Consider the following 22,184-nt stretch of genomic DNA (forward strand, 5'->3'; position numbering starts at 1 on the left):
GTCCCGGGGCGCGCGCAGTGCGAACCCGGGACCCATAACCACAGGGAGTGGTTATGGCGCGAGCTGGTCACCACGAGTCTTCGCCAAACTTGACGCTGTGGCTATGGGTCCCGGGCTCGCGCTTGGCGCGCCACGGGACGACGGCGCGGGCAACAGCCGCGCGCTACTTGAAATACGCCAGATAGTGCGAGACCGCCGTGATCTCCTCGTCGCTCATGTGATAGGCGACGTCGGCCATCGCGGCGACGCCGCCGCCGACGCGCACGCCGGCCTTGTAGTCGCGCAGCGCCTTGACGAGATATTCCTCGCGCTGGCCGGCGAGCCGCGCCACCGCCTTGGTGCCGGCAAAGCTGTCGGTGTGGCATGACGCACAGCGGCGGCCGACGGCAACCTGCGCGCCCTTCTTCGACAGGTCCGGATCGCTGTCTTCCGCTGCCTTCGGCGGCGTCATCTGCGAGAAATAGGCGCCGAAATTGCGGATGTCCTCGTTGGTGATCTCTTCCACGATCGGCTGCATCTGGTCGTTCTTGCGCGAGCCTGCGCGGAAGAACACGAGCTGCCACTGGATGAACTGATCGGGCTGGCCGGCCAACGAGGGAATGTTCTCCGTCTGCGAAATGCCGTTCTCGCCGTGACAGCCGGAGCAGACGGCCGCCTTCTCCTTGATCGCAGCGTTGTCGGCGGCATTTGCGGGCACGAATGCGAGCACCGCGAGCGAGAGTGCGCCGATGGCATACGAAGAAAACTGTCGGCGCATGGTGGGGATTCCGATCTGTCGAACGCGTCATTACGAGGCGAGCGTCGCCCGCAATCCATAACCACGATTTGGGGTCATGGGTTCCGGGCTTGCGCTGGCGCGCAATCCGAAACGGCGTCGAAGTTGAAATGAAAGAGGCTGCGGCCGTCGCGCGGTCGCAGCCTCCGTTTCGTCTTGCGCTACTTCTTGCTGTAGCTGATGCGGTAGATCGCGCCGGCCCAGTCGTCGGCAACGAGGATCGATCCATCCTTGGCGAGGATGATGTCGTTGGGACGGCCGAGATAGCCCTGATCGCCCTCGAGCCAGCCGGAGGCGAACACCTCCTGCTTGGCGTTCTTGCCGTCGGGCCCGACGATCACGCGCATGATGCGGGCGCCCTGGTACTTGTGCCTGTTCCAGGAGCCGTGCTCGGCGATCAGGATGTTGTTCTTGTAGTCGGCGGGGAATTGATCGCCGGTGTAGAACTTCATGCCGAGCGGAGCGACGTGTGCGCCGAGGTTCAGCACGGGCGGCGTGAACTCGGAGCACTTGTGGCCCATCGCGAACTTGTCGTCGGGCAGGTTGCCCTGGTGACAATAGGGATAGCCGAAGTGCTCGCCGATCTTGTTGATCATGTTCAGCTTGTCGCTGGGCAGATCATCGCTGATCCAGTCGCGGGCGTTCTCGGTGAACCAGAACTTGCCGGTCCGCGGGTCGACGTCGCCGCCGACCGAATTGCGGACGCCGAGCGCCCAGATTTCGGCGTTTCCGGTCTTGGGATCGACGCGGCGGATCTGCGACACGCTGGTCGGGGGAATGCCGACATTGAAGGGCGGGCCGAACGGCAGGAAGAACCAGCCGTCCTTGTCGACGGCGATGTACTTCCAGCCATGCGCGGCATAGGACGGCATATCGTCATAGACGACCTTGCCCTCGCCGGGATTGTCGAGCTTGTTCTCGATGTCGTCGTAGCGGATCAGCTTGTCGACCGCGATGACGTAGAGCGCACCATCCTTGACGGCAAGACCCGTGGGCATGTTCAGCCCCTTGAGGATGGTCTTGACCTCTTTCTTCCCGTTGTTGTCCTTGATGGCATAGACGTTGCCGAGGCCGAACGAGCCGACGAACAGCGTGCCCTTGCTGCCCCAGGCCATCTGCCGCGCGGCGAGAACGCCGGGCGCATAGACCTCGATCTTGAAGCCCGGCGGCAGCTTGATCTTCTTCATCATCGTCGCCAGCTCGGCCTCGGACGCGCCGGTCGGCGGCCCCGAGGGCGGCGCGAGGCCCTTCTGCGCCTCGGTCTCGTCGCCGAGGAACCAGTCATCCGGCGGATGGGTCCAGAATTCCTTGGTGCCGGATTCGTATTTCTTCAGTGCCCGGTTTTTGTCCTGTTGCTGCGCATTGACAACGCTGGTCCCGGCAAGAAGGGCCACGGCCGCAAGCGCCAACACGGATCGATGGAACATCGATGTCATCGCGTCACTCCCCTAAGGCAGCCGTCAGGGCTGCACGTTCTTTGTTTTGCTGGTTTGAGTAGGCGAAGTTCGGAGTCTGTCGAGAGGCAGACGCAAAAAGGTTAGCACATCTGCGGGCGGTGAGAAGCTGGCCGCGTGCGCTGTGATTGCGCTCAGTAAAAATTGAGACTGATTTGCTCCCGGCGCGCGCCGGCCGGCAACAACGCTCTCGCTGCAGCGCGGAATCAACTTCGCGCGCGGCCAATTTTCAGGCAGCGCGAAGTGGCATCAAAACAAAACTTCGAAAACAACCCCATGCACAGTAGAGCGGCGCCGGCCCGGCTTGCTCCCGGTGGCGCCGCACAGACACTTGATGCATCGGGCAAAATGACGAATGCGGCGCTTACGGGGCGACGGGGTAGGGACCGTCGTTAAACAGCGTATCGTGATAGCCCTTCGCGCCGACCTCGCGCGCCAGCGCGCTGCGGAAATCGCGGCCGTCGCGAAGGCAGCGCAGCACATGGGCGAAGTCGAATTTCGGCCGCCAGCCGAGCTCGCGCCGGGCGCGCTCGTTGACATAGACGCGGTCGATCTGCGGAAACAGGCGCCAGCCGCTCGCCGCATAAAGCGCCTCGCAGTCGGGATGGAGCTCGCGGACGACACCGGCCGCATCACGCGCAAGCGGGGCGAGGTGGCGCTGCTCGAACGGGCTCGTCGCCGAGACGATGTAGCGGCCAAAGCCGATCTTCTGTGCGCGCTCGACCGCCAGCAGATGCGCGCTCACCGCGTCCGCGATGTCCAGCCGGCGATAGAGCAGCTCGTTGGCCTGCGCATTGTCCAGTGCATAGGCCGATCGCATCGCCGGATCGTCATCGTCCTCCGGAAAGAAACGCGAGGTCCGCAGGACAACGACCGGCAGACCGCGCTCGCGGAAGAACAGCTCGCACAGATTCTCCGCCATCAGCTTTGTGGTGCCGTAGATGTTTTTCGGCACCGGCGCCAGATCTTCGGTGACCCATACCGCGGCCTGCCCGGCTTCAGGGCGAAGCTGCGAGCCGAACGCGCTGGTCGTGCTGGTGAAGACGAAGCTTTTCACGCCGGCGGCCACCGCCGCCTCGAGCAGATTGAGCGTGCCGGTGACGTTGGTGTCGACGAAGTCCTGCTTGGAGTGCGTCGCCACATGCGGCTTGTGCAGCGTCGCCGAATGGATCACGACGGTGACGCCGTCCATCTGCTCCCGCACGAAGCCTGGGTCGACGATCGAGCCGACGGCATCGGTGAAGGGCGAAGGCTTGAGATCGATGCCGCGCGCAGGCGAGCCGCGGCCGCGGAGCGTCCGCAGGGTGGCCTCACCGAGATGGCCGGCGCTGCCCGTAACCAGAATTGTCATTGCAAACCCCATACAGCCGCCACCGGCGCGGAAAACCGCGGCCCGGTCTGGTTTGGCTGGATGCTCTGGGAAAAATTGGAGCGGGCGAAGGGGCTCGAACCCTCGACCCCGACCTTGGCAAGGTCGTGCTCTACCACTGAGCTACACCCGCATCCTGTGTCGGTCGCATGACGCGCCGGCAACGGCTGTCGTATGCCAAAAGCGGGCGGCGAATGCAACAGCTACCGGAGGGATAGATTCGCTTCTTGAGGCCCTATATCGACCCCGAATGCGACCGAATCGCCCGAAAACGTCCTGGAACCGCCGAATCGGCCGCCCCGGATTGAAATTCGGCCGTCCCGGCCCAATTTTAGGGGCCGACAACACAGCATATGAATCGGCGACGTGCTAAAGAGCCGCCATTCCAGACATCAGACGAGGGGATCCCGTGACGATCATCGACCAGGGTAACGGAGCGGCGGGCCCGGCTGCGGCCGATCTGATCAAGGACACCACCACCCAGGCCTTCGTGAAGGACGTGATCGAGGAATCGAAGCGCCAGCCGGTTCTGATCGACTTCTGGGCGGAGTGGTGCGGCCCCTGCAAGCAGCTCACGCCCGTGCTGGAAAAGGCGGTCAAGGCCGCCAAGGGCAAGGTCAAGCTGGTCAAGATGAACATCGACCAGCACCCGGCGATCCCGGGCCAAATGGGCATCCAGTCGATCCCGGCCGTGATCGCCTTCGTCAACGGCCAGCCGGCCGACGGCTTCATGGGCGCGGTGCCCGAGAGCCAGGTCAATGCCTTCATCGAAAAGCTGACCAAGGGCATGACTGCGCCGGGCGAGCCGAATATCGCCGAGATCCTGCAGGAGGCCGAGGCCGTGCTCGCCGAGGGCGATGCCGCTGCGGCTGCCCAGATCTACGCGGAAGTGCTGCAGTATGATTCGACCAACATCGCGGCCCTTGCAGGCCTTGCGAAGTGCTACGCCGTCTCCGGCGCGATGGAGCAGGCCAAGCAGACGCTGGCCATGGTGCCGGAATCCAAGCGCAACGATCCCGCGGTGAAGGCGGTGCAGACCGCGATCGATCTCGCCGAGCAGGCGCAGCAGCTCGGGCCGGTGGCCGAGCTGGAACAGAAAGTCGCCGCAAACCCGCTCGATCATCAGGCGCGGTTCGACCTTGCCACCGCGCTCAACGCGCAGGGCAATCGTGCCGCCGCCACCGACCAGCTGCTCGAGATCGTCAGGCGCGACCGCAAGTGGAATGACGACGGCGCCCGTAAGCAGCTCGTGCAGTTCTTCGAGGCCTGGGGCGGCATGGATGATGCAACGGTCGAGGGACGCAAGCGCCTGTCGACGATCCTGTTTTCGTAGGCGTTTTGTTGCTGGAGCATGATCTTGGCGGAAAACCGCAGCACTCTTTGCGCTAACGCGGCCCTTCGGGTCCGGATCATGCTCTAGCCAGTCAGCGGGGACCAGATGCCGATCAACATCGAATATCGCGGACCCGCCGACCTCCCCGAGATCATTCCGGTGTTTCCGCTGCCGGGCGCGCTGCTGCTGCCGCGCGGCCAGATGCCGCTCAACATCTTCGAGCCGCGCTACCTCGCGATGGTCGACGATTCCTTGCGCGACGGCCATCGCCTGATCGGCATGATCCAGCCCGACGTGGCGCACTCGCCGAAGAATTCCGACAAGCCGGCGCTGTTCCGCGTCGGCTGCGTCGGCCGTATCACCCAGCTCGCCGAATCCGGCGACGGCCGCTACATCCTCGAGCTCACCGGTGTCGCGCGCTTCAAGGTGGTCGAGGAGCTCGAGGTGCTCACCGCATACCGGCAATGCAAGGTGGATTTCTTCGCCTTCGTCGACGATTTCACCGCGCGCATGGGCGAGGACGAGGTCGATCGCGAGGCCCTGCTGTCGGTGCTCGCGGACTTCCTGAAGGCCAATAATCTCAAGGTGGACTGGGAAGGCGTCGAGAGCGCGCCCAACGAGGCGCTTGTCAACGCGCTGGCGATGATGTCGCCTTACGGCCCTGCCGAGAAGCAGGCCATGCTTGAGGCGCCCGACCTCAAGACGCGCGCGGAGATTTTGATCGCGGTCACCGAGATGGATCTCGCCAAGAAGCGCACCAGCGGCGATCCGCCGCTGCAGTGAGAATCCGGCGGCTCACGCCGCGCGGGTGGATGCGCCAAAAACTCGCCGCAGCAGTTTGACGACGTCGGATGCGGGCATCGGCCGGCTGAAATAGTAGCCCTGCGTTTCGGCGCACCCCTCCTCGCGGAGGATGTCGAGCTGCTCCTTGGTTTCGACGCCTTCGGCGGTCGTGGTCTTGCCGAGGCTGACTGCGAAACGGACCACGGCTCGCGCGAGATGGCGCGCTTCTGCCGGCGCGCTGGACAGTTCGTGGACGAAACTGCGGTCGATCTTGACCTTGTCGAACGGGAATCTCTGCAGGAAGCTCAGCGATGAATAACCGGTGCCGAAATCGTCGAGGGCAATCCGCACGCCGAGCTCGCGCAGCTGGGCGAGCACCGCAAAGACGGCTTCGCTGTCGTGCATGATCACCGTCTCGGTGACTTCGAGCTCGAGCCTGTGCGGCGCAAGCCCTGAACTCGCCAGCGCGCCGACGATCACCGGAACGAGCTCCTTGCTCCTGAACTGCGCGGGAGACAGGTTGATTGCGATCCTGACATCGGCGGGCCATTTGGCGGCTTCCGCGCAGGCGGTTCGCAGGACCCATTCTCCCAGCGGCACGATCAGGCCGGTCTCTTCCGCGAGCGGAATGAATTCGCCCGGCAGGACCAGGCCGCGCTTCGGGTGATGCCAGCGCAGCAGGGCCTCGAAGCCGCTGGTCTTGCCGGTCGCGGCGTTGACGAAAGGCTGGTAGTGAAGCTCGAACTGACGGCCGGCCAGCGCGGCCCGCATGTCGCGCTCCAAATTGCGCCGCGCATGCATGAGCTCGTCGAGCTCCGGCTCGAAGAAGCGGAATGCACCGCGTCCGCCGCTCTTGGCCGAGTAGAGCGCGAGATCCGCGCACTTCAGGATCACGTCGGAATCGTTGCCGTCGCGCGGCGCGATGGCAATGCCGATGCTGGTGCCCACCGTGACCCGATGATCGCCGAGATCGAAGGGTTCGCAGAGCGCCTTCCTGATGGCCTCGGCAAGGGCGGCGGCCTCCACGGCCGGGTTGGTCACGTAATCGATCACCGCGAACTCGTCGCCGCCCAGTCGCGCGATCAACGCGGTTTCCGTGACGCATCCGCGCAAACGCTCGGCGACGGAGCGCAGCAGCGCATCGCCCGACGGATGTCCGAGCGTGTCGTTGACCTCCTTGAAGCGATCGAGATCGAGCATGAGCACGGCCAGATCGAGCCCGCCGTTGCGCGTCACCGCGATCGCATGCTCCATCCGCTCCCTGAGCAGCACGCGGTTCGGCAGATCGGTCAGCGCGTCGTGTTGCGCCATATGGGTGATCTTGGCCTCGGACCGGCGCTGCTCGGTGACGTCGAGATGCGTGGCCACCCATCCGCCGCCGGCCATCGGCTGTCGCGTCACGCAGATCAGCCGGCCGTCCGCAAACTCGTCGATCCTGCTCGAGACCGCATCGAACGGCAGGGCTGCCAGCCTCGAGATGAACTGCTCGGCGGCGCCCTCGCTGGGATCGCCCTTGAGAATGCCCTCCACGATACGATGCCGGATGATGTCGGCGTGCGAGGTCCCCGTCCGCAGCAGTTCCTGCGGCAGCCGATAGAGCCGGGCATAACGCTCGTTGCAGACGACGAGCCGCTTCTCGGCATCGAACATGCAAAGACCTTCGACCATGTGATTGATCGCGGTGTCCAGCCGGAGCGTCTGATCCCGCAGCTCCTGCTGGGAGTCTTCGAGCTGCTGCCGGGCGACCGAAAGCTCGCTGATGATGCCCTCGAACCTTTCGGTTCTGCTTGCCAGACGACGATCGGCCAGCACGCCGATCAGGCTCATCCCCAGCACGGACAGCGCGACACCGGCGATGGCGAGCGCGAGGAAAGCCGGAGACAGCGAAATCGTATCCGTCGCGAGGGTGGGATCCGGTGCAATCTGCACGGCACCCATGGCGGTGAAGTGATGCGATACGATGGCGAGCGTGAGCAGGACTGCCGCCGCCAGCATGCCCCGAAAGTCCTGCCGGGAGAGGGCAACCGCCAGTGCCGCATAGGCGAGACACGTGCCGACAATGATCGAGACGAGCACGAGGTCCAATGACCAGCTGACCCGGCCGGGCACTTCAAGGGCCCACATCCCCAGATAGTGCATGCTGGCGATGCCGCCGCCGATGATGACGCCGCCTGCCGCCGCGCTCCACCGGGGAGACGCGCCGACCGCAACACCGAAGCCGACCGAGGTCAGCAGCATGGCCGCCGCAAGCGAAAACGCGGTCAGCACGAGGCCGTAGCCGGTCGTGACACCAGGCTCGTAGGCGAGCATCGCGACGAAATGCGTGGCCCAGATTCCGTAGCCGATGGCCGCGCCGGCGATCGCGATCCAGACCCACCGCGTTCTCGCCCGCGTCGCGATGGCGCGATGAAAGATACTGGCCGCGACGATGCTTGCGGCGAAGCAGACCAGACCTGCGAGCACAACGAGCCGCCAATCGTGCTCGGCCGTCAGGCAGGAGAAAACGCGGAACATGCAATATAGCTCCATCGCCAATGGTGCCGATGGTGTACGCGGTAGACGTTGATCGCGTTAATTTTGTGCAACGCCCGATTGCATACTTACCGGGCCGTTAACGATTCCAGTTCGATTCAATTTGCCGGCATGCGCGGAAGACCGCGCCCGGCTGTGCGGAGAACGGAACAACGAAAGGCTAGTGGTGGCCGCGGATGCGCTTGCGGCCGGTGATCATCGCGCGGATCAGGTTCTCGCGCTGGAGAAGCCCCATCAACAGCACGCCCACCACGTGCAGCACGACCAGCACGATGACCGCGTCCGATGAGTAATGGTGGGTGTCCTCGACCCACCAGACGCCGAAGAAGGTCACGGTGACCGACATCGCGCCCGTGATCGTCGAGACGGCGATGGCGAGCAGCAGCGCCACCAGCATCAAGGTGCCGGCGGGATTGAGTCCGATATAACGGCCGGTGATGCCGCGGCGCAGATTCCAGAGATAGCGTGGCGCGGCACGCAGCCTGACGCCGACCATGCGGAAGCGCGAATAGCGGCTTCCCCAGAAGCCCCAGACCAGACGGAAGGCGAGCAGCCCAAGCACCGTATAGCCGACGATGCGGTGAAGCCGATCGTAGACCGTGGGTGTGAACCAGGCGGCGAGAATGCCGGCCGCAAACGCCCAGTGCCAGAGACGGAGCGGAAGGTCCCAGACCGCAACCGTCCGTGAAACGGCCCGATCCGCGGGGGCCCTGTCGGACGCCCCGCGCGCTTCTGTCCCCGCTTCGTCGATCAAGCCAGGATGATCCTTACCTCTGATCTTACTTGGCGATCGTGTGCTTCAGGCTGAGATCTTCCGGGCTGTAGAACAGCTCGTACAGCTTGCCTTCCTTGACGCCGTAGACCTCATAGCACGAGCCTTCGATCTTCGAGCGCCGCACTTCGTAGCCAAGCGCCTTGGCCTTGGCTTCGGCTTCGCTGGCCGGCTTCCACGACGCCTTGTCGAGCTTGGTGCAATCCTTGAAACCGTCGGCCATGGCCGCCGATCCCGTGCCAATCCCGATCGTCAGTGCAATGGCAACAACACGAATGACCTTCACGAACGTATCCTCCTCTGTCGTGAGCGGCGCGGAGCCGCGAAGCGGCACCGAAGGAAGCAAAGGAGGGAGTGAAGTCAATCCGTTCGGGCGAGCGCAGGTTTAGATAAGTTCTAACCGCGGCCAAAAGCTGAGTGCTCTTGGTACGCGACGCGCCCGCTGCGGCCTTACGCCTCACGGGATCAGGGGATGCCGAAGGAGGCTTTGGCAGTTGCGCTAGCCCGCGCTTCACGCCTCTGGAGAGGTGCGCCGCAGCCAATCCGTCCAGGTGAGATGCCCGCGCACGCCCTGGCTTACGACAAAACCCATGCCGCGCGCCTTCGTCTCCGAAAGATCGATCGGCAGGATCCTTCGATGCAGGCGTCTCGCATCCTGATACTGGCGGGCAAAGGCGACGAGATCGAGAGCTTCCGGCCCGCCGATCTCCGTGCGCACGCCGCGCTCGCCGTCGAACGCGCAGGTCACGACGTGGTCGGCAACATCGGACGTATCGACCGGATCGAACCGCGTCGTCGGCACCGGCCACACCGGAAGCCACGAGAGACCTGCAAGCAGCCTGTCGAGCAGATAATAGAACGGCATCGCGCGAACGATCGACCAGGACAGGGCGGATGCGCGCACCAGCCGTTCGCCGGCGAGCTTGACCCGCGCGTAGGGCAGGGTCGCCTCGTCGAGGCCGACGATCGAGACATGGAGAAAGTGCCGCACCCCGGCTTTCTCGCCGCATGCCAGCAGCCGCTCCGTTCCTTCGACGTCGACCGCCGAAGGCGATCTGAAGAAGTCGATCGGGCGGATGCCGCCGCGCCGTGCGATCGGCGAGAAGGTCGCCGCATGAATGACCGTGTCGACGTCATGCAGCGCATCCTGCAAGCCTGCGCCGGCGGCGAGATCAGCTGCGGCCCATTCGACATCCGAGCGCACGCCCGGCGTGCGCGCAAGAACGCGGACGCGAGATCCGGCGCGAACGAGACGATCGACGATATCGCGGCCAAGATGTCCCGTGCCTCCGGTGACGAGTGTCAGCGCCATGGCTCAGCTCCCGTCGGCCTTGCGCGGCTCGCCGGTGGGAACCAGCACGGTTTCGCCGGTCGCAACGCGTGTCAGATCGTCCCGCTCATCGGCCGCGAACAGCTCGGCGCGCGCGAACACCTGTCTGCGCCCGGCGCGAAGCGTCGTTCCGCTGGCGACGAAATAGCGGCCGACCGCCGGCCTCAGGCAATTCATCGAGAAATGCGACGCCGTGACCGCGCCCACGAGCGTTGCCGCCGCAAAGCCGCAGGCGGTGTCAAGCAGGGCCGCGATCAGACCGGCGTGCAGATGACCGGAATACTGGGTGAGGTCGTCCCGCCAATCCATGCGGATGGTCACCTCACCCTTGCCCGCCGCAATCACTTCAAAGCCCATGGCGCGGTTGAACGCGGCGGAGGCGTTGACCGCGTTGATTGCCTGCAGGTCGAATCCGCCGGGCTCGCTCATGCAGGGCTCCATCGCGGGGCACGGTTCTCGAGGCTGCTTCTGACGGCCTCGATGTGATTGGACGCGCCAAGCAGCGCCGCCTGTTCGGCAGTTTCTGCGGCAAGACCGGTCGCGGCGTCGGAGGTCGCGGCCAAGTTTAACAGGCGCTTGGCCGCGCGGACGGCGTCGGGGCTGCGGCTCGCGATCTCCTGCGCCATGGCGAGCGCCGCCGCCACGGGATCGTCAGTGAGGCGCGTTGCAAAGCCGTAGGCGAGCGCTTGCTCCGCAGAAAAGACGCGGCCGGAATAGGTCAGCTCACGCACGACATCGTCGCGCGCGAGATGGCGCATCAGCTGCGTGCCGCACATGTCGGGCACGAGACCCCATTTGGCCTCGATGATCGCGAGCTTTGTTCCCGGCGCGAGATAGCGCAGGTCGGCCCCCAGCGCGAGCTGGAAGCCGCCGCCGAAGGCAACACCGTGCACCGCTGCAATCACCGGCACCGGCAGCTCGCGCCAGAGCCAGACGAGATGCTGGGCGTAGTTCGCAACGCCGTGGGTCCGGCGTGTCAGGTCGATGGACGGGAGCAGATGGACGGGAGCAACGGATCGCCATTCGTGGTGGCGAGAAGGCGGTCGAGATCGAGGCCCGCGCAGAAAGCGCGGCCCTCGCCCGAGAGAACGACGGCGCGGACGTCCTTGCACGTGCCGAGCCGCGAGCCTGCAACGATGATCGCTTCGAACATCGCGGGATCGAGTGCATTCATCTTGTCCGGACGGTTCAGCCGGAGATGGGCCACGCCGTTCTCGATGGTCAGTCGAACGCGATTGTCCATGATGCCGCTCCGCTTCACTGCGTGGCTGTTCGGCTGGAGGTTCAATAGCCGGCGACAGCCAGCACCACGACGACGCTGAGCATCATCCAGCCGAAATGCCGGCCGCGCGTGGCCCAGGCATTGGCCAGCGCGGAGACGCCAAACACACAGGCGAGGGTGGCGACGATCCAGTGGCGTGCCGGCTCCGAGCCCATCAAGGGCGCCGCGATCAGGAGCACACCGCCGCCGATCCAGGCGACGGTCGAGGCCTGCCAGACCAGCCGGATCAGGGTGCGGAGCCGTTCCGGCTCGATGCTGGCGCGTGCAAAGACCTTGGCCTCGCCGAGATAGCCGTGGATCAGCGCGACGACGATGGTCAACACGCCGGCACATTGGAGCAGGAGATCACGCATCGACTTCTCCATACAGTTATGTAGGGTGAGATAGCGGCTGGCCTGCCGCCTGTCAATACACTAGTGTATGGTGTCATTCCCGGGAACCGACATGACCGAGCAGCTTTCCGCCGACGACTGGATCAAAGAGGGGCTGAAGGCGCTCGCCAAGAGCGGCTTCACGGCGCTGAAGGCCGATCCGCTGGCAAGGGCCATGGGGGTGTCGCGCGGCAGCTTCTATTGGCATTTTGCCGATCTCGGCGCGTTCCACGCCGCGGTGCTGAAGCGCTGGCGCGAGATCGCCGCGGAGCAGATCATCGCCGACGTCGAAGCCGCCGGCGACGAGCCGCTGAAGGCGCTGCTGCGGAGGTCATTCGGCGCGCGGCTCGATCTCGAGCGCGCGGTGCGCAACTGGGCCGCGTTCGATGCGGGCGCGCAAGGCGCGGTGCGCGCGATCGACCGCCGCAGGCTGGACTATATCGAGGAGCAGCTCACGCTGCGCGGGCTGGACCGGGCGACCGCACAGGTCCGCGCGCAGATCCTCTACTGGACCTTTCTCGGCTTCGCCCTGTCGGCAGCGCCGGTGCCCGCGGCGCGGCTCCAGGGCATGATCGACGAGATTCTGCGCATGGTGTCCGCTTGAGGCGACCCGATGGGCGATGGCGGATTTCTGTGCTAGAGGCAGCCGAACGCCGGAGACCAAAATGAACACGCCGACCGAACGCCCCGAAGCCAGCGTCGATCCCAAACTGCTGGAGATCCTGGTCTGTCCGCTGACCAAGGGTCCGCTGGAATTCGATTCCGCAAAGCAGGAGCTGATCTCGCGCAGCGCCAAGCTCGCCTACCCGATCCGCGACGGCATCCCGATCATGCTGCCGGAAGAAGCGCGCAAGATCGATTGAGGGTTTGTGGCCGGGATGGAGCTCCGTCATTTGGCCCGATAGCCGCGCCGCCTCTCGGTGTCGTCCCGGCGAAGGCCGGGATCCATACTCCGCAGCAAGAGTTATGCGAAGATTCGGAGCGACCAGCCCACGCCAAACCACGCCCTGTGGTTATGGGTCCCGGCCTTCGCCGGGACGACGGCGACGGGTGTAGCGCGAGCGCCCCTTACAGCGCCTCGCCCTTCAACAGCCTGGGCACCTCGCCCGTCAGCCCTGCGGCCTGCCGAATAAAAAGGTTCTTCAGCGGCGGGGCGCGGTCGACGAGGCCGAGGCCGATGTCGCGCACGGTGCGCAGCAGGGTCGACTGGTTGGAGAACAGGAAGTTCAGCGAGTTGGTGGCAACGCCCATCGCCATGGTGTCGAAGCGGCGCCAGCGCTGATAGCGCTCGAGCACATCGGCGCCGCCGAGATCCATGCCGAGCCGCGCGGCATCGACGACGACCTCGGCCAGCGCGGCCACATCCTTCAGCCCCATGTTGAGGCCCTGGCCCGCGATGGGATGAATGACGTGGGCGGAATCGCCGACCAGCGCGAGACGGTCGGCAATGAAGGAACGCGCGACGAAATAGGACAGCGGGAACGCGCGCGGCTTGTCGAGCGCCTTCACCTCGCCGAGATGCAGGCCGAAGCGCTGCTCAAGCTCGGCGTGGAACTCCTCGTCGCTGAGCGCGATGATGCGCGCAGCCTCGGCCCGGCGCTCGGTCCAGACCAGCGACGAGCGTTTTCCGGTCAGCGGCAGGATCGCGAAGGGGCCCGCGGGCAAAAAGTGCTCCTCGGCGCGGCCCTCGTGATCGCGCTCATGCCCGACGGTGACGACGATGCCGGACTGGTCATACTCCCAGCCATGGGTGGCGATGCCGGCGCGCTCGCGCAGCTTCGACCGCGCGCCGTCGGCGGCAACCAGGAGGCTGGCGGCAATCACGCTGCCGTCACCGAGTGTGACGTCGATGCCCTCCGCGCGCGCGTCGTAGGAGGCGACCGTGGTGGCGCGAAGGTCGATGCCCGCGGCCTCGGCGCGCACCACCAGCGCATCGATCAGGCGGCGATTCTCGACCATGTGGGCGAAGGGCTCGCCCGGCGCGACATCGCCGGCAAAATTCAGGAAGACGGGCCGCGTGGCGTCCTCGAGCCTGGAATCGGTGACGACCATGTCGAGGATCGGCTGTGCCTCGCCCCTGACGTCGTCCCAGGCGCCGATCACCTCGAACAGACGGCGGCAGGCAGCCACGATCGCGGTTGCACGGGGGTCGCGGCTCGGGCGCGTGCTCAGCGCGGGATCGGCGACGATGACGGGGATCTCAGGCCCCAGCCCCTGGCGCAACGCCAGAGCCAGCGCGAGGCCGGCAAACGCGCCGCCGCCAATAACAATGCTACCCTGTACCGACATACCCAAATTCCCGGTCAAATCCTGGTCTTGCTAGCAGACTTGAGCTGGGCGAAACAGTGCGGTGAAACAAGGGCGGAACGGCCCCATTCCGTCATTCCGGGTTCATCGCTGGTGCGATGCCCCGGAATGACGGGTCTTTTCGAGAGCATTCCATGTCCAAAAGCCTGTTCGACCTCATTTCGATCCTCGACCTCGAACAGCTCGAGGTAAACCTGTTCCGCGGCAACAGCCCGAAGACGGACTGGCAGCGGGTGTTTGGCGGCCAGGTGATCGGGCAGGCGATGGTCGCGGCCTGCCGCACCGTCGAGGGCCGGCTGCCGCATTCGCTGCATTGCTATTTCATTCTGCCAGGCGACCCGAAGGTCCCGATCATCTACCAGGTCGAGCGCCTGCGGGATGGCAAGAGCTATTCGACCCGCCGGGTCACCGCGATCCAGCACGGCAACGCCATCTTCTCGATCATGGTCTCGTTCCATGCCGAGGAGGAAAGCGCCTTCGATCACCAGGACAAGATGCCTGACGTGCCGCCGCCGGAAAAGCTGACCGCCGAGGAGGTGGCCAAGCAGCCGATCTTCAAGGAGATGCCGGAGTTCATCCGCCGTTATTACGAGATGGATCGTCCGATCGAATTGCGTCCCGTCGAGATCGGCCGCTATTTCGGCCAGAAGGTCGACGACGGGCGCATCAACATCTGGATCCGCACCGCGGCGAAGCTGCCCGACGATCCCGCGCTGCATCTGTGCGCGCTGGCCTATGCCTCGGACTTCTCGCTGGTCGACGCGATCATGGCGCGCTATGGCCGCACGCTGTTCGACAAGGCCATGATGCCGGCGAGCCTCGATCACGCGATGTGGTTTCACCGCCCGTTCCGCGCCGACGAATGGCTGCTCTATGCGCAGGATTCGCCGAACGCGCGGGGCGGCCGCGGCCTGTCGCGCGGCCTGATCTTCAAGCCCGACGGCACGCTGGTGGCGTCCGTCGCACAGGAAGGCTCGGTGCGCGAGCGCAAGGCTTGATCCCGAGAAGTGGGAACCGGTTCTCGGACGAGATCATGCTTCGGAAAAGAGTCTGAGCGGCGTCAGCCGCCCTGCAGTCCCGTCGCCTTGATCACCGGGCCCCATTTGCGCCGCTCCCGCGTTTCGAACCGCGCAAGGTCCGCCGGTGTCCCGCCGGCCGGATCGAGCCCCAGCTCGTGCAGCCGCTTCCTGGTCTCGGGCAGGGCCAGCGCCTTGGCGAACTCACCGTTCAGAAGCTCGATGATGGCCTGCGGCGTATCGCGCGGCGCGTAGAAGGCATTCCATCCGGCCATCTCGAAATCAGGCACGCCCTGTTCGGCGACGGGCTTCACGCCGGGCAGCAGCTCGCTCGGCTTCAGCACGGTGATGCCGAGTGCCTTCAGCTTGCCGTCGTCGATCTGGGTGCGTACCGCCGTGACCGTGTCGATGATCAGCGGCACCTGCCCGCCGAGCACGTCGGTCATCGCGGTCGCCGATCCCTTGTAGGGAACGCCGAACATCGGCGCGCCGGTGACGTCCTTGAGGAACTCGAAGATGACGCGCGCCGTCGTGCTCGGCAAGGCGATGTCGATCCTGTCAGGCTTTGCCTTCGCAGCACTGATCAGGTCGGCGACGCTGTTTCCGGCAAACGACGGACTGGCCGTGATCACCAGCGGCAGCTTGCCGACCAGGATGATCGGGGCGAAATCCTTGTCCGGCGCGAACCCCATCGACGGATACATGAACTCGTTCATGGTCTGGGTAGCGTTGGTGCCCATCAGCAGCGTGTAGCCGTCGGGCTCGGAATGCGCGGCTTGCTCGGCGCCGATATTGCCGCCGGCGCCGGGCTTGTTCTCGACATAGAAACGCTGGCCCAGCGTGCGCGACAGATGGTCGGCGAGATATCGCGCGACGACGTCGGTGCCCTGGCCGGCCTGATAGGGAACGATGATCTTGACGGGCCTGGTCGGATAGGTCTGCGCGAGGCTCGCGCAGCTCCATAGCAGGGCCAGCCATCCCACGGCCCATCTCGCGGATCTCAGCATGCTCGTTTCCTCTCGTTATGATTGTTTTGGTCGTGTTCTTGTTGGCCGTCTCAGCGTTGGGCGGTGTCCTTCCGTTGCGGCGACACGATTCCGGTCTCGATCAGGCCGTTGATCGTACGCTCATCGAAACCGGCATCCGCCAGAATGTCACGGGCATGCTCACCGAAGCGGGGCGGGCGCCGTCCGGCGCCGCCGGGGGTCCGGGCTAGCTTGACCGGAATGCCGGGCGCGCGATGGCCCTCGCTCTCGACCAGCATGTCGCGGTGAGCGACATGGGCTTGCGCGAACGCCTGCGGCACGGTGTTGACGGCGCCCGCGGGAACACCGGCCTGCATCAGGTCGCGGCAGAGCGCCTCCGATGTGAATTTTGCCAGCGTGCGTTCCAGCTCAGCGCGCAACGCGGCGACGTGAGCAAGCCGGTCGGCGTTGGTCCTGAAGCGGGGATCGTCGAGCAGGTCGACGCGCGCGACCTTCTGGCAGAAGCGGCGGAACTGGCCGTCATTGAGGATGCCGAGGAAGATCTCGCCATCGGCCGCCGCGAACTTGTCGTAAGGCGCGATGTTGGGATGGGCGCTGCCGAGACGGCCGGGCGTATTGCCCGAGCAGAGCCAGTTCGCCGCATGCGGCACCAGCAGGCCAAGCGCGGTGTCGAACAGCGTCACCTCGACGCGCTGCCCCCGTCCGGTCCGCTCGCGCGCCGCCAGCGCCAGCAGGACGCCGGTGAGCGCGTTGTAGCCGGTGACGTAGTCGACGATGGGTACCCCGACGCGCGTCGCGCCTGACTCCTGCGCGCCGTTGATGCTCATCAGGCCGCACATGGCCTGCAGCACCGCGTCATAGCCCGGCAGGCCGCCGAGCGGCCCGTCGGCGCCGAAGCCCGAGATGGCGCAGTAGATCAGGCGCGGGAAGCGCTCCGACAAATGCGCCTCGTATCCGAGCCCCCAGCGCTCCATCGTGCCGGGCAGGAAATTCTCCAGCAGCACGTCGGCACCTTCCAGCAGGGCTTCGAGCACCGCCCGCCCATTGGCTCGCGACAGGTCGAGCGCCATGCCGCGCTTGCCGCGATTGACGGCGCTGAAATACGCCGCCTGCCCCGCCGCATCGAAGGGCGGGCCGAGACCGCGCGTCTCGTCGCCCGCCGGCGGCTCGATCTTGACGACGTCGGCGCCGTGATCGGCCAGCATCTGCGTGCACAGCGGTCCCGCCAGCACGCGCGAGAGATCGACGACCTTGAGGCCGGTCACCGCTCCGCGCGTGAGATCAGGTGCGGGCATGCTCATGCGCCCAGTTGGTTGCTGTCAGCTGCGGCTTGGCAGTTCGACGATACCGGTTCCGAGCACGGAGAGCTCGTCCTCCTGGTTGCGCGCCTCCTGCTCGATCTCGACGAGGTGACGGCCGTTCTCGACGAATTTGCGCTTCACCTTGCCCTTGATGAACAGGATGTCGCCCTCCGGATTGTGCCGGCGGATCTTGCAGGTCGCGCGCCGCAGGAAGCCGTCGTCGCCCATCCAGTTGGTGAGGTGATGGGTGAGCCAGGAGCAGCGCTCCGGACCGTAATCATAGGCGCCGGGCGCGCCGACCTCGAGCGCGAACTCCTCTTCCCAGTGCACACGCTCGGGGCAGTCGGGGATATTGAAGCGGTTCGGGATGCCGAGGCCGCGATGGGCGTCGGCGAGCTTCCAGGCGAGCTTGTTGGCGCGGATGTAGAGGCCGCCCCAGCCCTGCGCATAGGCGATGAAGCCGGTGACCGTCATCGGGCCCTTCAGCATCACCGGCAGCGCCTCGCCTTCGGTGACGTCCTGCCAGTAGCGTGGACGCGAACCCTGAACGCGCTCCTCGGCGTAGTGCTTGTAGGCGGCGGCCAATTCCTCGTCGCTGTAGCGGCGCGGCGCGCGGGCCTTCACTTCCTTGTACTTGGTGCCCTGGTCGCGCGCGTGGTCGCGCTCGGTGCGGAAGCACCAGCTGTCGGCTTCGGCGACGAGATCGCCCTGCTGGTTGAAGAAGTCGACGTGATAGGTCTGCTGGATGGCGCGGCCGGCGAAGCGGGTCTGATGCTCGACGAGATCCTTCAGCTTGGCCTCGGTCGAAATCACGTCGTTGCGCCGGACCGCCTTGTGCCAGGTCCAGTCCGCACCCGACCACATGGCGTGGACGCCGGGCAGCCCGCCGACATAGCCCGACACGATGCGGCTGGTCGAGAACAGGAAGCTCGGCAGCGCGACGATGCCGCCGTAAGCGGACTTCGCCGCGTAGTCGGGATCGCACCACAGCGGATTGTCGTCGCCGATGCCGTGCGCGTAGTGACGGATGTTGTCGCGCGTCGCCTCGTAGCACCAGGGCTCGGCGGTCACGCCGATGGAGACGCCGATGCGCTTGCGCAGATCGTCGAGACCCTCTTCGGTGATCTTTGGAAACCTGGTTTCGATCTTGTCCAGCATGTGACGTTCCTCTCCTTAACTCGTCGCTTCTGATTGTCGGGCGGCCTGCTCGCGGTCGCGCAGCACCTTGCGGTTGACCTTGCCGGCCGGCGTCTTCGGCAGCTCCGCGACGAAGCTGACGAGACGCGGATATTCGTGATGGCTGAGGCGCTGGCGCACGACGTCCTGGATCTCATGCTCGAACGACGCATCGCCCGCCCGCTCCGTGACCACGAACGCCTTGACCACCTGCCCGCGCAGGGGATCGGGCACGCCGATGGCCGCGGCCTCGCGCACCTCCGGGTGCTTGAGGATCGCGTCCTCGATCTCGACGGCGCTCATGGTCCAGCCGGCGGAGATGATGACGTCGTCGGCCCGGCCGCCGTGATAGAAATAGCCGTCTTCGTCGATGCGCCCGAGATCCTTGGTCGCGATCCACTCGCCGCGGCGCCAGACCTTGAGCTCGCCGGTGACGCCGGTCGCACACGGCTTGCCCTCGGCGTCCTGCACCTCGACGCGCCCGCCGGGGATCGGCTTGCCCAGCGATCCCGGCTTGACCACGAAGTCGCGCGCGCCGGGATAGCTCACCAGGATCACGCCGATCTCGGTGGTGCCGTACATGCTGCAGACCTGATGGCCGAACGTCTCGCTGATGAAGGTAGCCGTCTCGCTGTCGATCGGCTCGCCGGTGAACGACATCTTCTCGAGCACATAGCGGTAGCGCGGCGCGGCACCCGAATTGCGCATCATGCGGTAATGCGTGGCAGCCGCGGAGATGTTGGTGAAGCGATGCTGCTCCAATGCAGCCAGCAGCCGCTCCGGATTGAACTTGCCGGCATAGGCTCCAATGGTGATTCCGAGCGCCAGCGGCGCCAGCGTGCCATGCCAGAGTCCATGCCCCCAGGCCGGCGACGACGGACAGATGAAGCGGTCGCCGGGACGCAGGCCCGTGCCGTACAGCGCCGCCACCATCAGCGTGACGATCGAGCGATGGGTGTGCTTGACCGCTTCGGGCAGCTCGCGCGTCGTGCCCGACGTATATTGATACAGCGCCATGGCGTCGGCCGCCGTATCGGGCGTGAAGTGCGGCGCGAAGCGCAGCAAGCCTTGCAGGAACGTGTCGTCGGCGACGACGACCTCGGTGCCGATGCCTGCGAGCAGCGATGCCTTCTCCGCATTCGTCACGATCAGCCGCGGCTTGCAATCGTCGACGCGCAGCTTGACGCCGTCGGGTCCGAACAGCGTGAACAGCGGCACCGCGATGGCGCCGGCCTTCATGGTGCCGAACACCGCCACGTAGAATGCGCGCGACGGTTCGAGCATGACCGCGACGCGATCGCCGGGCTTGACCCCGCGGCTCACCAGATCATGCGCGAAGCGCGAGGACTCATCCGCAAGCTCGGCAAAGCCCAGCACCTCGTCCGGGCCATCGGCGCGAACGACGATCACGGCCGGATTGGAACGACCGGCGTGCCGGTCGATGCATTCATGCGCGATGTTGAGCTGGGCGCGATTGCCGTCGAACAGCTCCCAGAGCTTCTCCGGCGAGAAGATCGTCTGCGCGGCAGCGTAGCTCGTGTAGTCGGTCAGCCTGGTCATGACCGGCAAGATACCGACGACGCGCTAATTGTCAAATAGCGTTATTGATTGTATATGTACAATTACGACGAAGCGAGGACCGGCCTGCTTGCGGCGCTCCTCGACAGGTCCCATCGAAGCTCCGTCGTGACGAGACGGTGTTGTTGCACTCCGCACCCTGTTGTACCGATACGATCATGCCGAATGCCAAATCACCTCGTGTCCGTGCTGTCCCTGCGGTCACGCGCGCCGTCGCCATCCTCCGCCTGCTCAGCCGCAGCCCTGCGCCACAGAGCCTCAAGGCGATCGCGGAAAGTCTCGACCTGGTGCCGAGCACCGCGCTGCACATCGTGCGCGCGCTGCTCGCCGAGGATCTGCTGCAGGTCGATCCGCAGACCAAGCGCTACAGCCTCGGCGTCGGCATGCTGCCGCTGGCGCGCGCCGTGTTGGAGAATGCAGATTTTCCCAGCCTGATGCGGCCGAAGCTCGAGGAGCTTTCAAGCCGCTACGGCGTCACCGCGATCGGAGTCGAGGTGCCGGATCTCGACAACATGATCGTCGTCGCGCTGGCCCGCAGCCAGGCGCCGGTGCGGCTGCATGTCGATATCGGCAGCCGTTTTCCGGCGCTGATCAGCGCCACGGGACGCTGCGTCGCCGCCTTCAGCGGCCAGCCGGAGAAGGAGATCGAAAAACGCTTCCGCCTGCTGCGCTGGCACAACGCGCCGACCTATGACGCCTGGCGCAAGGAAGTCGACCAGGTGCGCAAGCAGGGCTTTAGCATCGACCGCGGCAACTACATTGCCGGCGTGACCATCGTCGCCGTTCCGGTCCTGAACGCGAAGGGAACGATCTCACACACGATCGCGGCCGTCGGCCTCGGCAGCCAGCTCGAGCGCGCAACCTCGCTGGCGCTGGCGCGCGACATGCGCACCGTTGCGGAAACCATCGCTCCGCAACTGTCGATACACGCCTGACACGGCGTGCGTGATCGAAAGCCTCACGCGGCTTTCGCCGTGCCGCGCTCGACGAGCACGAACTGCGCCATGCTCCAGGCGAAGTACCAGCGCAGCAGCCACGGGATCGGAATGATGACGAGACATCCGAGGGTGAAGGCGACGGTGCGCCAGAGCAGCTGAAGACCGGTGCCGACGAAGATCATCTCGCGGCGCGTGCCGCTGACGCCGCGGCAAATCCACCGCATCCACGCGGCCATCACCCAGGCCCAGCCGATGATCGTGAACACGGACAGAAACATCACGATCTGCCAGCCGATGAACCCCCAGACGCTGCCGGTGAACGTCATCGGAATCGGCTGACCATTCGAGCTCAGATTGGCGACGACCCAGCGCATGACGATCCAGGACAAGACCGCCTGAACCGGGATCGACAAGATCTGAAGGATGCTGTCGATATAGCCAGCGTAGCCCACCAGTCCCATCGCAACGAAGACATACCAGATGTCTCCGACCTGCCCGGTGAAGGCGAGGTTCGGCCGCTGCGGAACGTGAATGCGCGGGAACAGCCAGCGATAATAGCCTGTCGCGGTCCAGGGCGCGGGGATCACCAGCGCATTGCCGACGACCAAGAGGACGCACCATCCCAGGAACGACCAGAGCGGCAGGTCCACCGAGAGCGGACCTCCGCCCGGGCGATCACCGACGGGCAAGGATGGCGGCGCGGATGCGCCGGGCAGGAGGCCCGGCACTTCGCGGGCCTTCTGCCAGCCCGCCATCCCGTCCGCCCAGACCAGAGTGTCGGAATCCACGGCGCCCTGGGCGATGAGATCGCGGAATTGCGTCTCGGGGAAGGGACCCTTCTGCTGGCCTCCGGATGCGTAAAACCAGATTCGGTTCGACAT

General features: G+C 65.5%; 21 protein-coding genes, 1 tRNA gene and 1 pseudogene. 6 read left to right on the forward strand and 17 right to left on the reverse strand.

The window, feature by feature from the left end:
• Nucleotides 1–163: 163 nt before the first annotated feature.
• The 4 genes from JQ617_RS21625 to JQ617_RS21640 form a co-directional block, all read right to left on the reverse strand.
• On the reverse strand, nt 164–757 hold the full coding sequence (locus JQ617_RS21625) for a c-type cytochrome (protein ID WP_063685279.1): 594 nt from the start codon (nt 755–757) through the stop codon (nt 164–166).
• 179 nt (nt 758–936) lie between these two features.
• Nucleotides 937–2,211 carry a PQQ-dependent sugar dehydrogenase gene (locus tag JQ617_RS21630; RefSeq protein WP_212028059.1) on the reverse strand — a complete coding sequence of 425 codons (1,275 nt, stop codon included), beginning with the start codon at nt 2,209–2,211 and terminating at the stop codon, nt 937–939.
• Between the two features lie 382 nt (nt 2,212–2,593).
• Complete coding sequence (locus JQ617_RS21635; RefSeq protein ID WP_212028060.1) at nt 2,594–3,580, reverse strand: NAD-dependent epimerase/dehydratase family protein; 987 nt, start codon at nt 3,578–3,580, stop codon at nt 2,594–2,596.
• 76 nt (nt 3,581–3,656) lie between these two features.
• Nucleotides 3,657–3,731: transfer RNA gene (locus JQ617_RS21640), tRNA-Gly, on the reverse strand.
• 276 nt (nt 3,732–4,007) lie between these two features.
• Between JQ617_RS21640 and trxA the strand changes: the two genes are divergently transcribed.
• Complete coding sequence (trxA, locus tag JQ617_RS21645; protein ID WP_186467212.1) at nt 4,008–4,931, forward strand: thioredoxin; 924 nt, start codon at nt 4,008–4,010, stop codon at nt 4,929–4,931.
• 105 nt (nt 4,932–5,036) lie between these two features.
• Entirely contained in the window at nt 5,037–5,714 is a 678-nt protein-coding gene (locus JQ617_RS21650; RefSeq protein WP_063685287.1) for an LON peptidase substrate-binding domain-containing protein, read from the forward strand.
• Nucleotides 5,715–5,726: 12 nt separating this feature from the next.
• On the opposite strand, the gene JQ617_RS21655 is transcribed toward JQ617_RS21650, so the two are convergent.
• The 7 genes and pseudogenes from JQ617_RS21655 to JQ617_RS21685 all read right to left on the reverse strand — a co-directional run bounded on the left by JQ617_RS21655 (nt 5,727) and on the right by JQ617_RS21685 (nt 11,983).
• Nucleotides 5,727–8,228, reverse strand: coding sequence for an EAL domain-containing protein (locus tag JQ617_RS21655; protein ID WP_212028061.1), 2,502 nt, complete (start codon nt 8,226–8,228; stop codon nt 5,727–5,729).
• 178 nt (nt 8,229–8,406) lie between these two features.
• Nucleotides 8,407–9,000: a cytochrome b/b6 domain-containing protein gene (locus JQ617_RS21660; RefSeq protein WP_212028062.1), complete on the reverse strand. Its 594-nt coding sequence runs from the start codon at nt 8,998–9,000 to the stop codon at nt 8,407–8,409.
• Nucleotides 9,001–9,025: 25 nt separating this feature from the next.
• The gene (locus JQ617_RS21665; protein ID WP_130216017.1) at nt 9,026–9,304 is read right to left on the reverse strand and encodes a PepSY domain-containing protein; all 279 of its coding nucleotides are present in this window, start codon (nt 9,302–9,304) and stop codon (nt 9,026–9,028) included.
• 225 nt (nt 9,305–9,529) lie between these two features.
• Nucleotides 9,530–10,330 carry an SDR family oxidoreductase gene (locus JQ617_RS21670; protein ID WP_212028063.1) on the reverse strand — a complete coding sequence of 267 codons (801 nt, stop codon included), beginning with the start codon at nt 10,328–10,330 and terminating at the stop codon, nt 9,530–9,532.
• A gap of 3 nt (nt 10,331–10,333) precedes the next feature.
• A complete protein-coding gene (locus JQ617_RS21675) occupies nt 10,334–10,777 on the reverse strand; it encodes a PaaI family thioesterase (protein ID WP_212028064.1) in 444 nt (147 codons plus the stop codon).
• Nucleotides 10,774–11,591, reverse strand: a pseudogene (locus JQ617_RS21680) (crotonase/enoyl-CoA hydratase family protein). The gene JQ617_RS21675 and the pseudogene JQ617_RS21680 overlap by 4 nt, the downstream one beginning before the upstream one ends.
• Before the next feature lie 41 nt (nt 11,592–11,632).
• The gene (locus JQ617_RS21685; RefSeq protein WP_063685299.1) at nt 11,633–11,983 is read right to left on the reverse strand and encodes a hypothetical protein; all 351 of its coding nucleotides are present in this window, start codon (nt 11,981–11,983) and stop codon (nt 11,633–11,635) included.
• A 91-nt stretch (nt 11,984–12,074) separates the two neighbouring features.
• Between JQ617_RS21685 and JQ617_RS21690 the strand changes: the two genes are divergently transcribed.
• Nucleotides 12,075–12,605, forward strand: a complete 531-nt coding sequence (locus JQ617_RS21690) for a TetR/AcrR family transcriptional regulator (RefSeq protein WP_212028065.1) — start codon at nt 12,075–12,077, stop codon at nt 12,603–12,605.
• Nucleotides 12,606–12,666: 61 nt separating this feature from the next.
• Nucleotides 12,667–12,864, forward strand: coding sequence for a Trm112 family protein (locus JQ617_RS21695; protein WP_194405294.1), 198 nt, complete (start codon nt 12,667–12,669; stop codon nt 12,862–12,864).
• Between the two features lie 205 nt (nt 12,865–13,069).
• On the opposite strand, the gene JQ617_RS21700 is transcribed toward JQ617_RS21695, so the two are convergent.
• Nucleotides 13,070–14,290 (reverse strand): ubiquinone biosynthesis hydroxylase, encoded by a 1,221-nt coding sequence (locus JQ617_RS21700; protein WP_212028066.1) that lies wholly within the window; start codon nt 14,288–14,290, stop codon nt 13,070–13,072.
• A 152-nt stretch (nt 14,291–14,442) separates the two neighbouring features.
• Between JQ617_RS21700 and tesB the strand changes: the two genes are divergently transcribed.
• The gene (gene tesB, locus JQ617_RS21705; RefSeq protein WP_212028067.1) at nt 14,443–15,306 is read left to right on the forward strand and encodes an acyl-CoA thioesterase II; all 864 of its coding nucleotides are present in this window, start codon (nt 14,443–14,445) and stop codon (nt 15,304–15,306) included.
• A gap of 62 nt (nt 15,307–15,368) precedes the next feature.
• Here tesB and JQ617_RS21710 read toward each other — a convergent pair whose 3' ends face one another.
• From JQ617_RS21710 to JQ617_RS21725, 4 genes are read right to left on the reverse strand one after another with little or no spacing between them, the layout of a single operon-like run.
• Nucleotides 15,369–16,331 (reverse strand): Bug family tripartite tricarboxylate transporter substrate binding protein, encoded by a 963-nt coding sequence (locus tag JQ617_RS21710; protein ID WP_063685309.1) that lies wholly within the window; start codon nt 16,329–16,331, stop codon nt 15,369–15,371.
• A gap of 50 nt (nt 16,332–16,381) precedes the next feature.
• On the reverse strand, nt 16,382–17,605 hold the full coding sequence (locus tag JQ617_RS21715) for a CaiB/BaiF CoA transferase family protein (RefSeq protein ID WP_212028068.1): 1,224 nt from the start codon (nt 17,603–17,605) through the stop codon (nt 16,382–16,384).
• A gap of 24 nt (nt 17,606–17,629) precedes the next feature.
• Complete coding sequence (locus JQ617_RS21720) at nt 17,630–18,769, reverse strand: FAS1-like dehydratase domain-containing protein (protein WP_212028069.1); 1,140 nt, start codon at nt 18,767–18,769, stop codon at nt 17,630–17,632.
• A 15-nt stretch (nt 18,770–18,784) separates the two neighbouring features.
• Complete coding sequence (locus JQ617_RS21725; protein ID WP_212028070.1) at nt 18,785–20,347, reverse strand: acetate--CoA ligase; 1,563 nt, start codon at nt 20,345–20,347, stop codon at nt 18,785–18,787.
• A 176-nt stretch (nt 20,348–20,523) separates the two neighbouring features.
• Here JQ617_RS21725 and JQ617_RS21730 point away from each other — a divergent pair, with 176 nt between their 5' ends.
• Entirely contained in the window at nt 20,524–21,300 is a 777-nt protein-coding gene (locus tag JQ617_RS21730) for an IclR family transcriptional regulator (protein ID WP_212028071.1), read from the forward strand.
• Nucleotides 21,301–21,323: 23 nt separating this feature from the next.
• On the opposite strand, the gene JQ617_RS21735 is transcribed toward JQ617_RS21730, so the two are convergent.
• Nucleotides 21,324–22,184 (reverse strand): DUF4339 domain-containing protein, encoded by an 861-nt coding sequence (locus JQ617_RS21735; protein WP_212028072.1) that lies wholly within the window; start codon nt 22,182–22,184, stop codon nt 21,324–21,326.

Source organism: Bradyrhizobium sp. KB893862 SZCCT0404 (genome assembly GCF_018130885.1).
Lineage (GTDB): Bacteria > Pseudomonadota > Alphaproteobacteria > Rhizobiales > Xanthobacteraceae > Bradyrhizobium > Bradyrhizobium stylosanthis.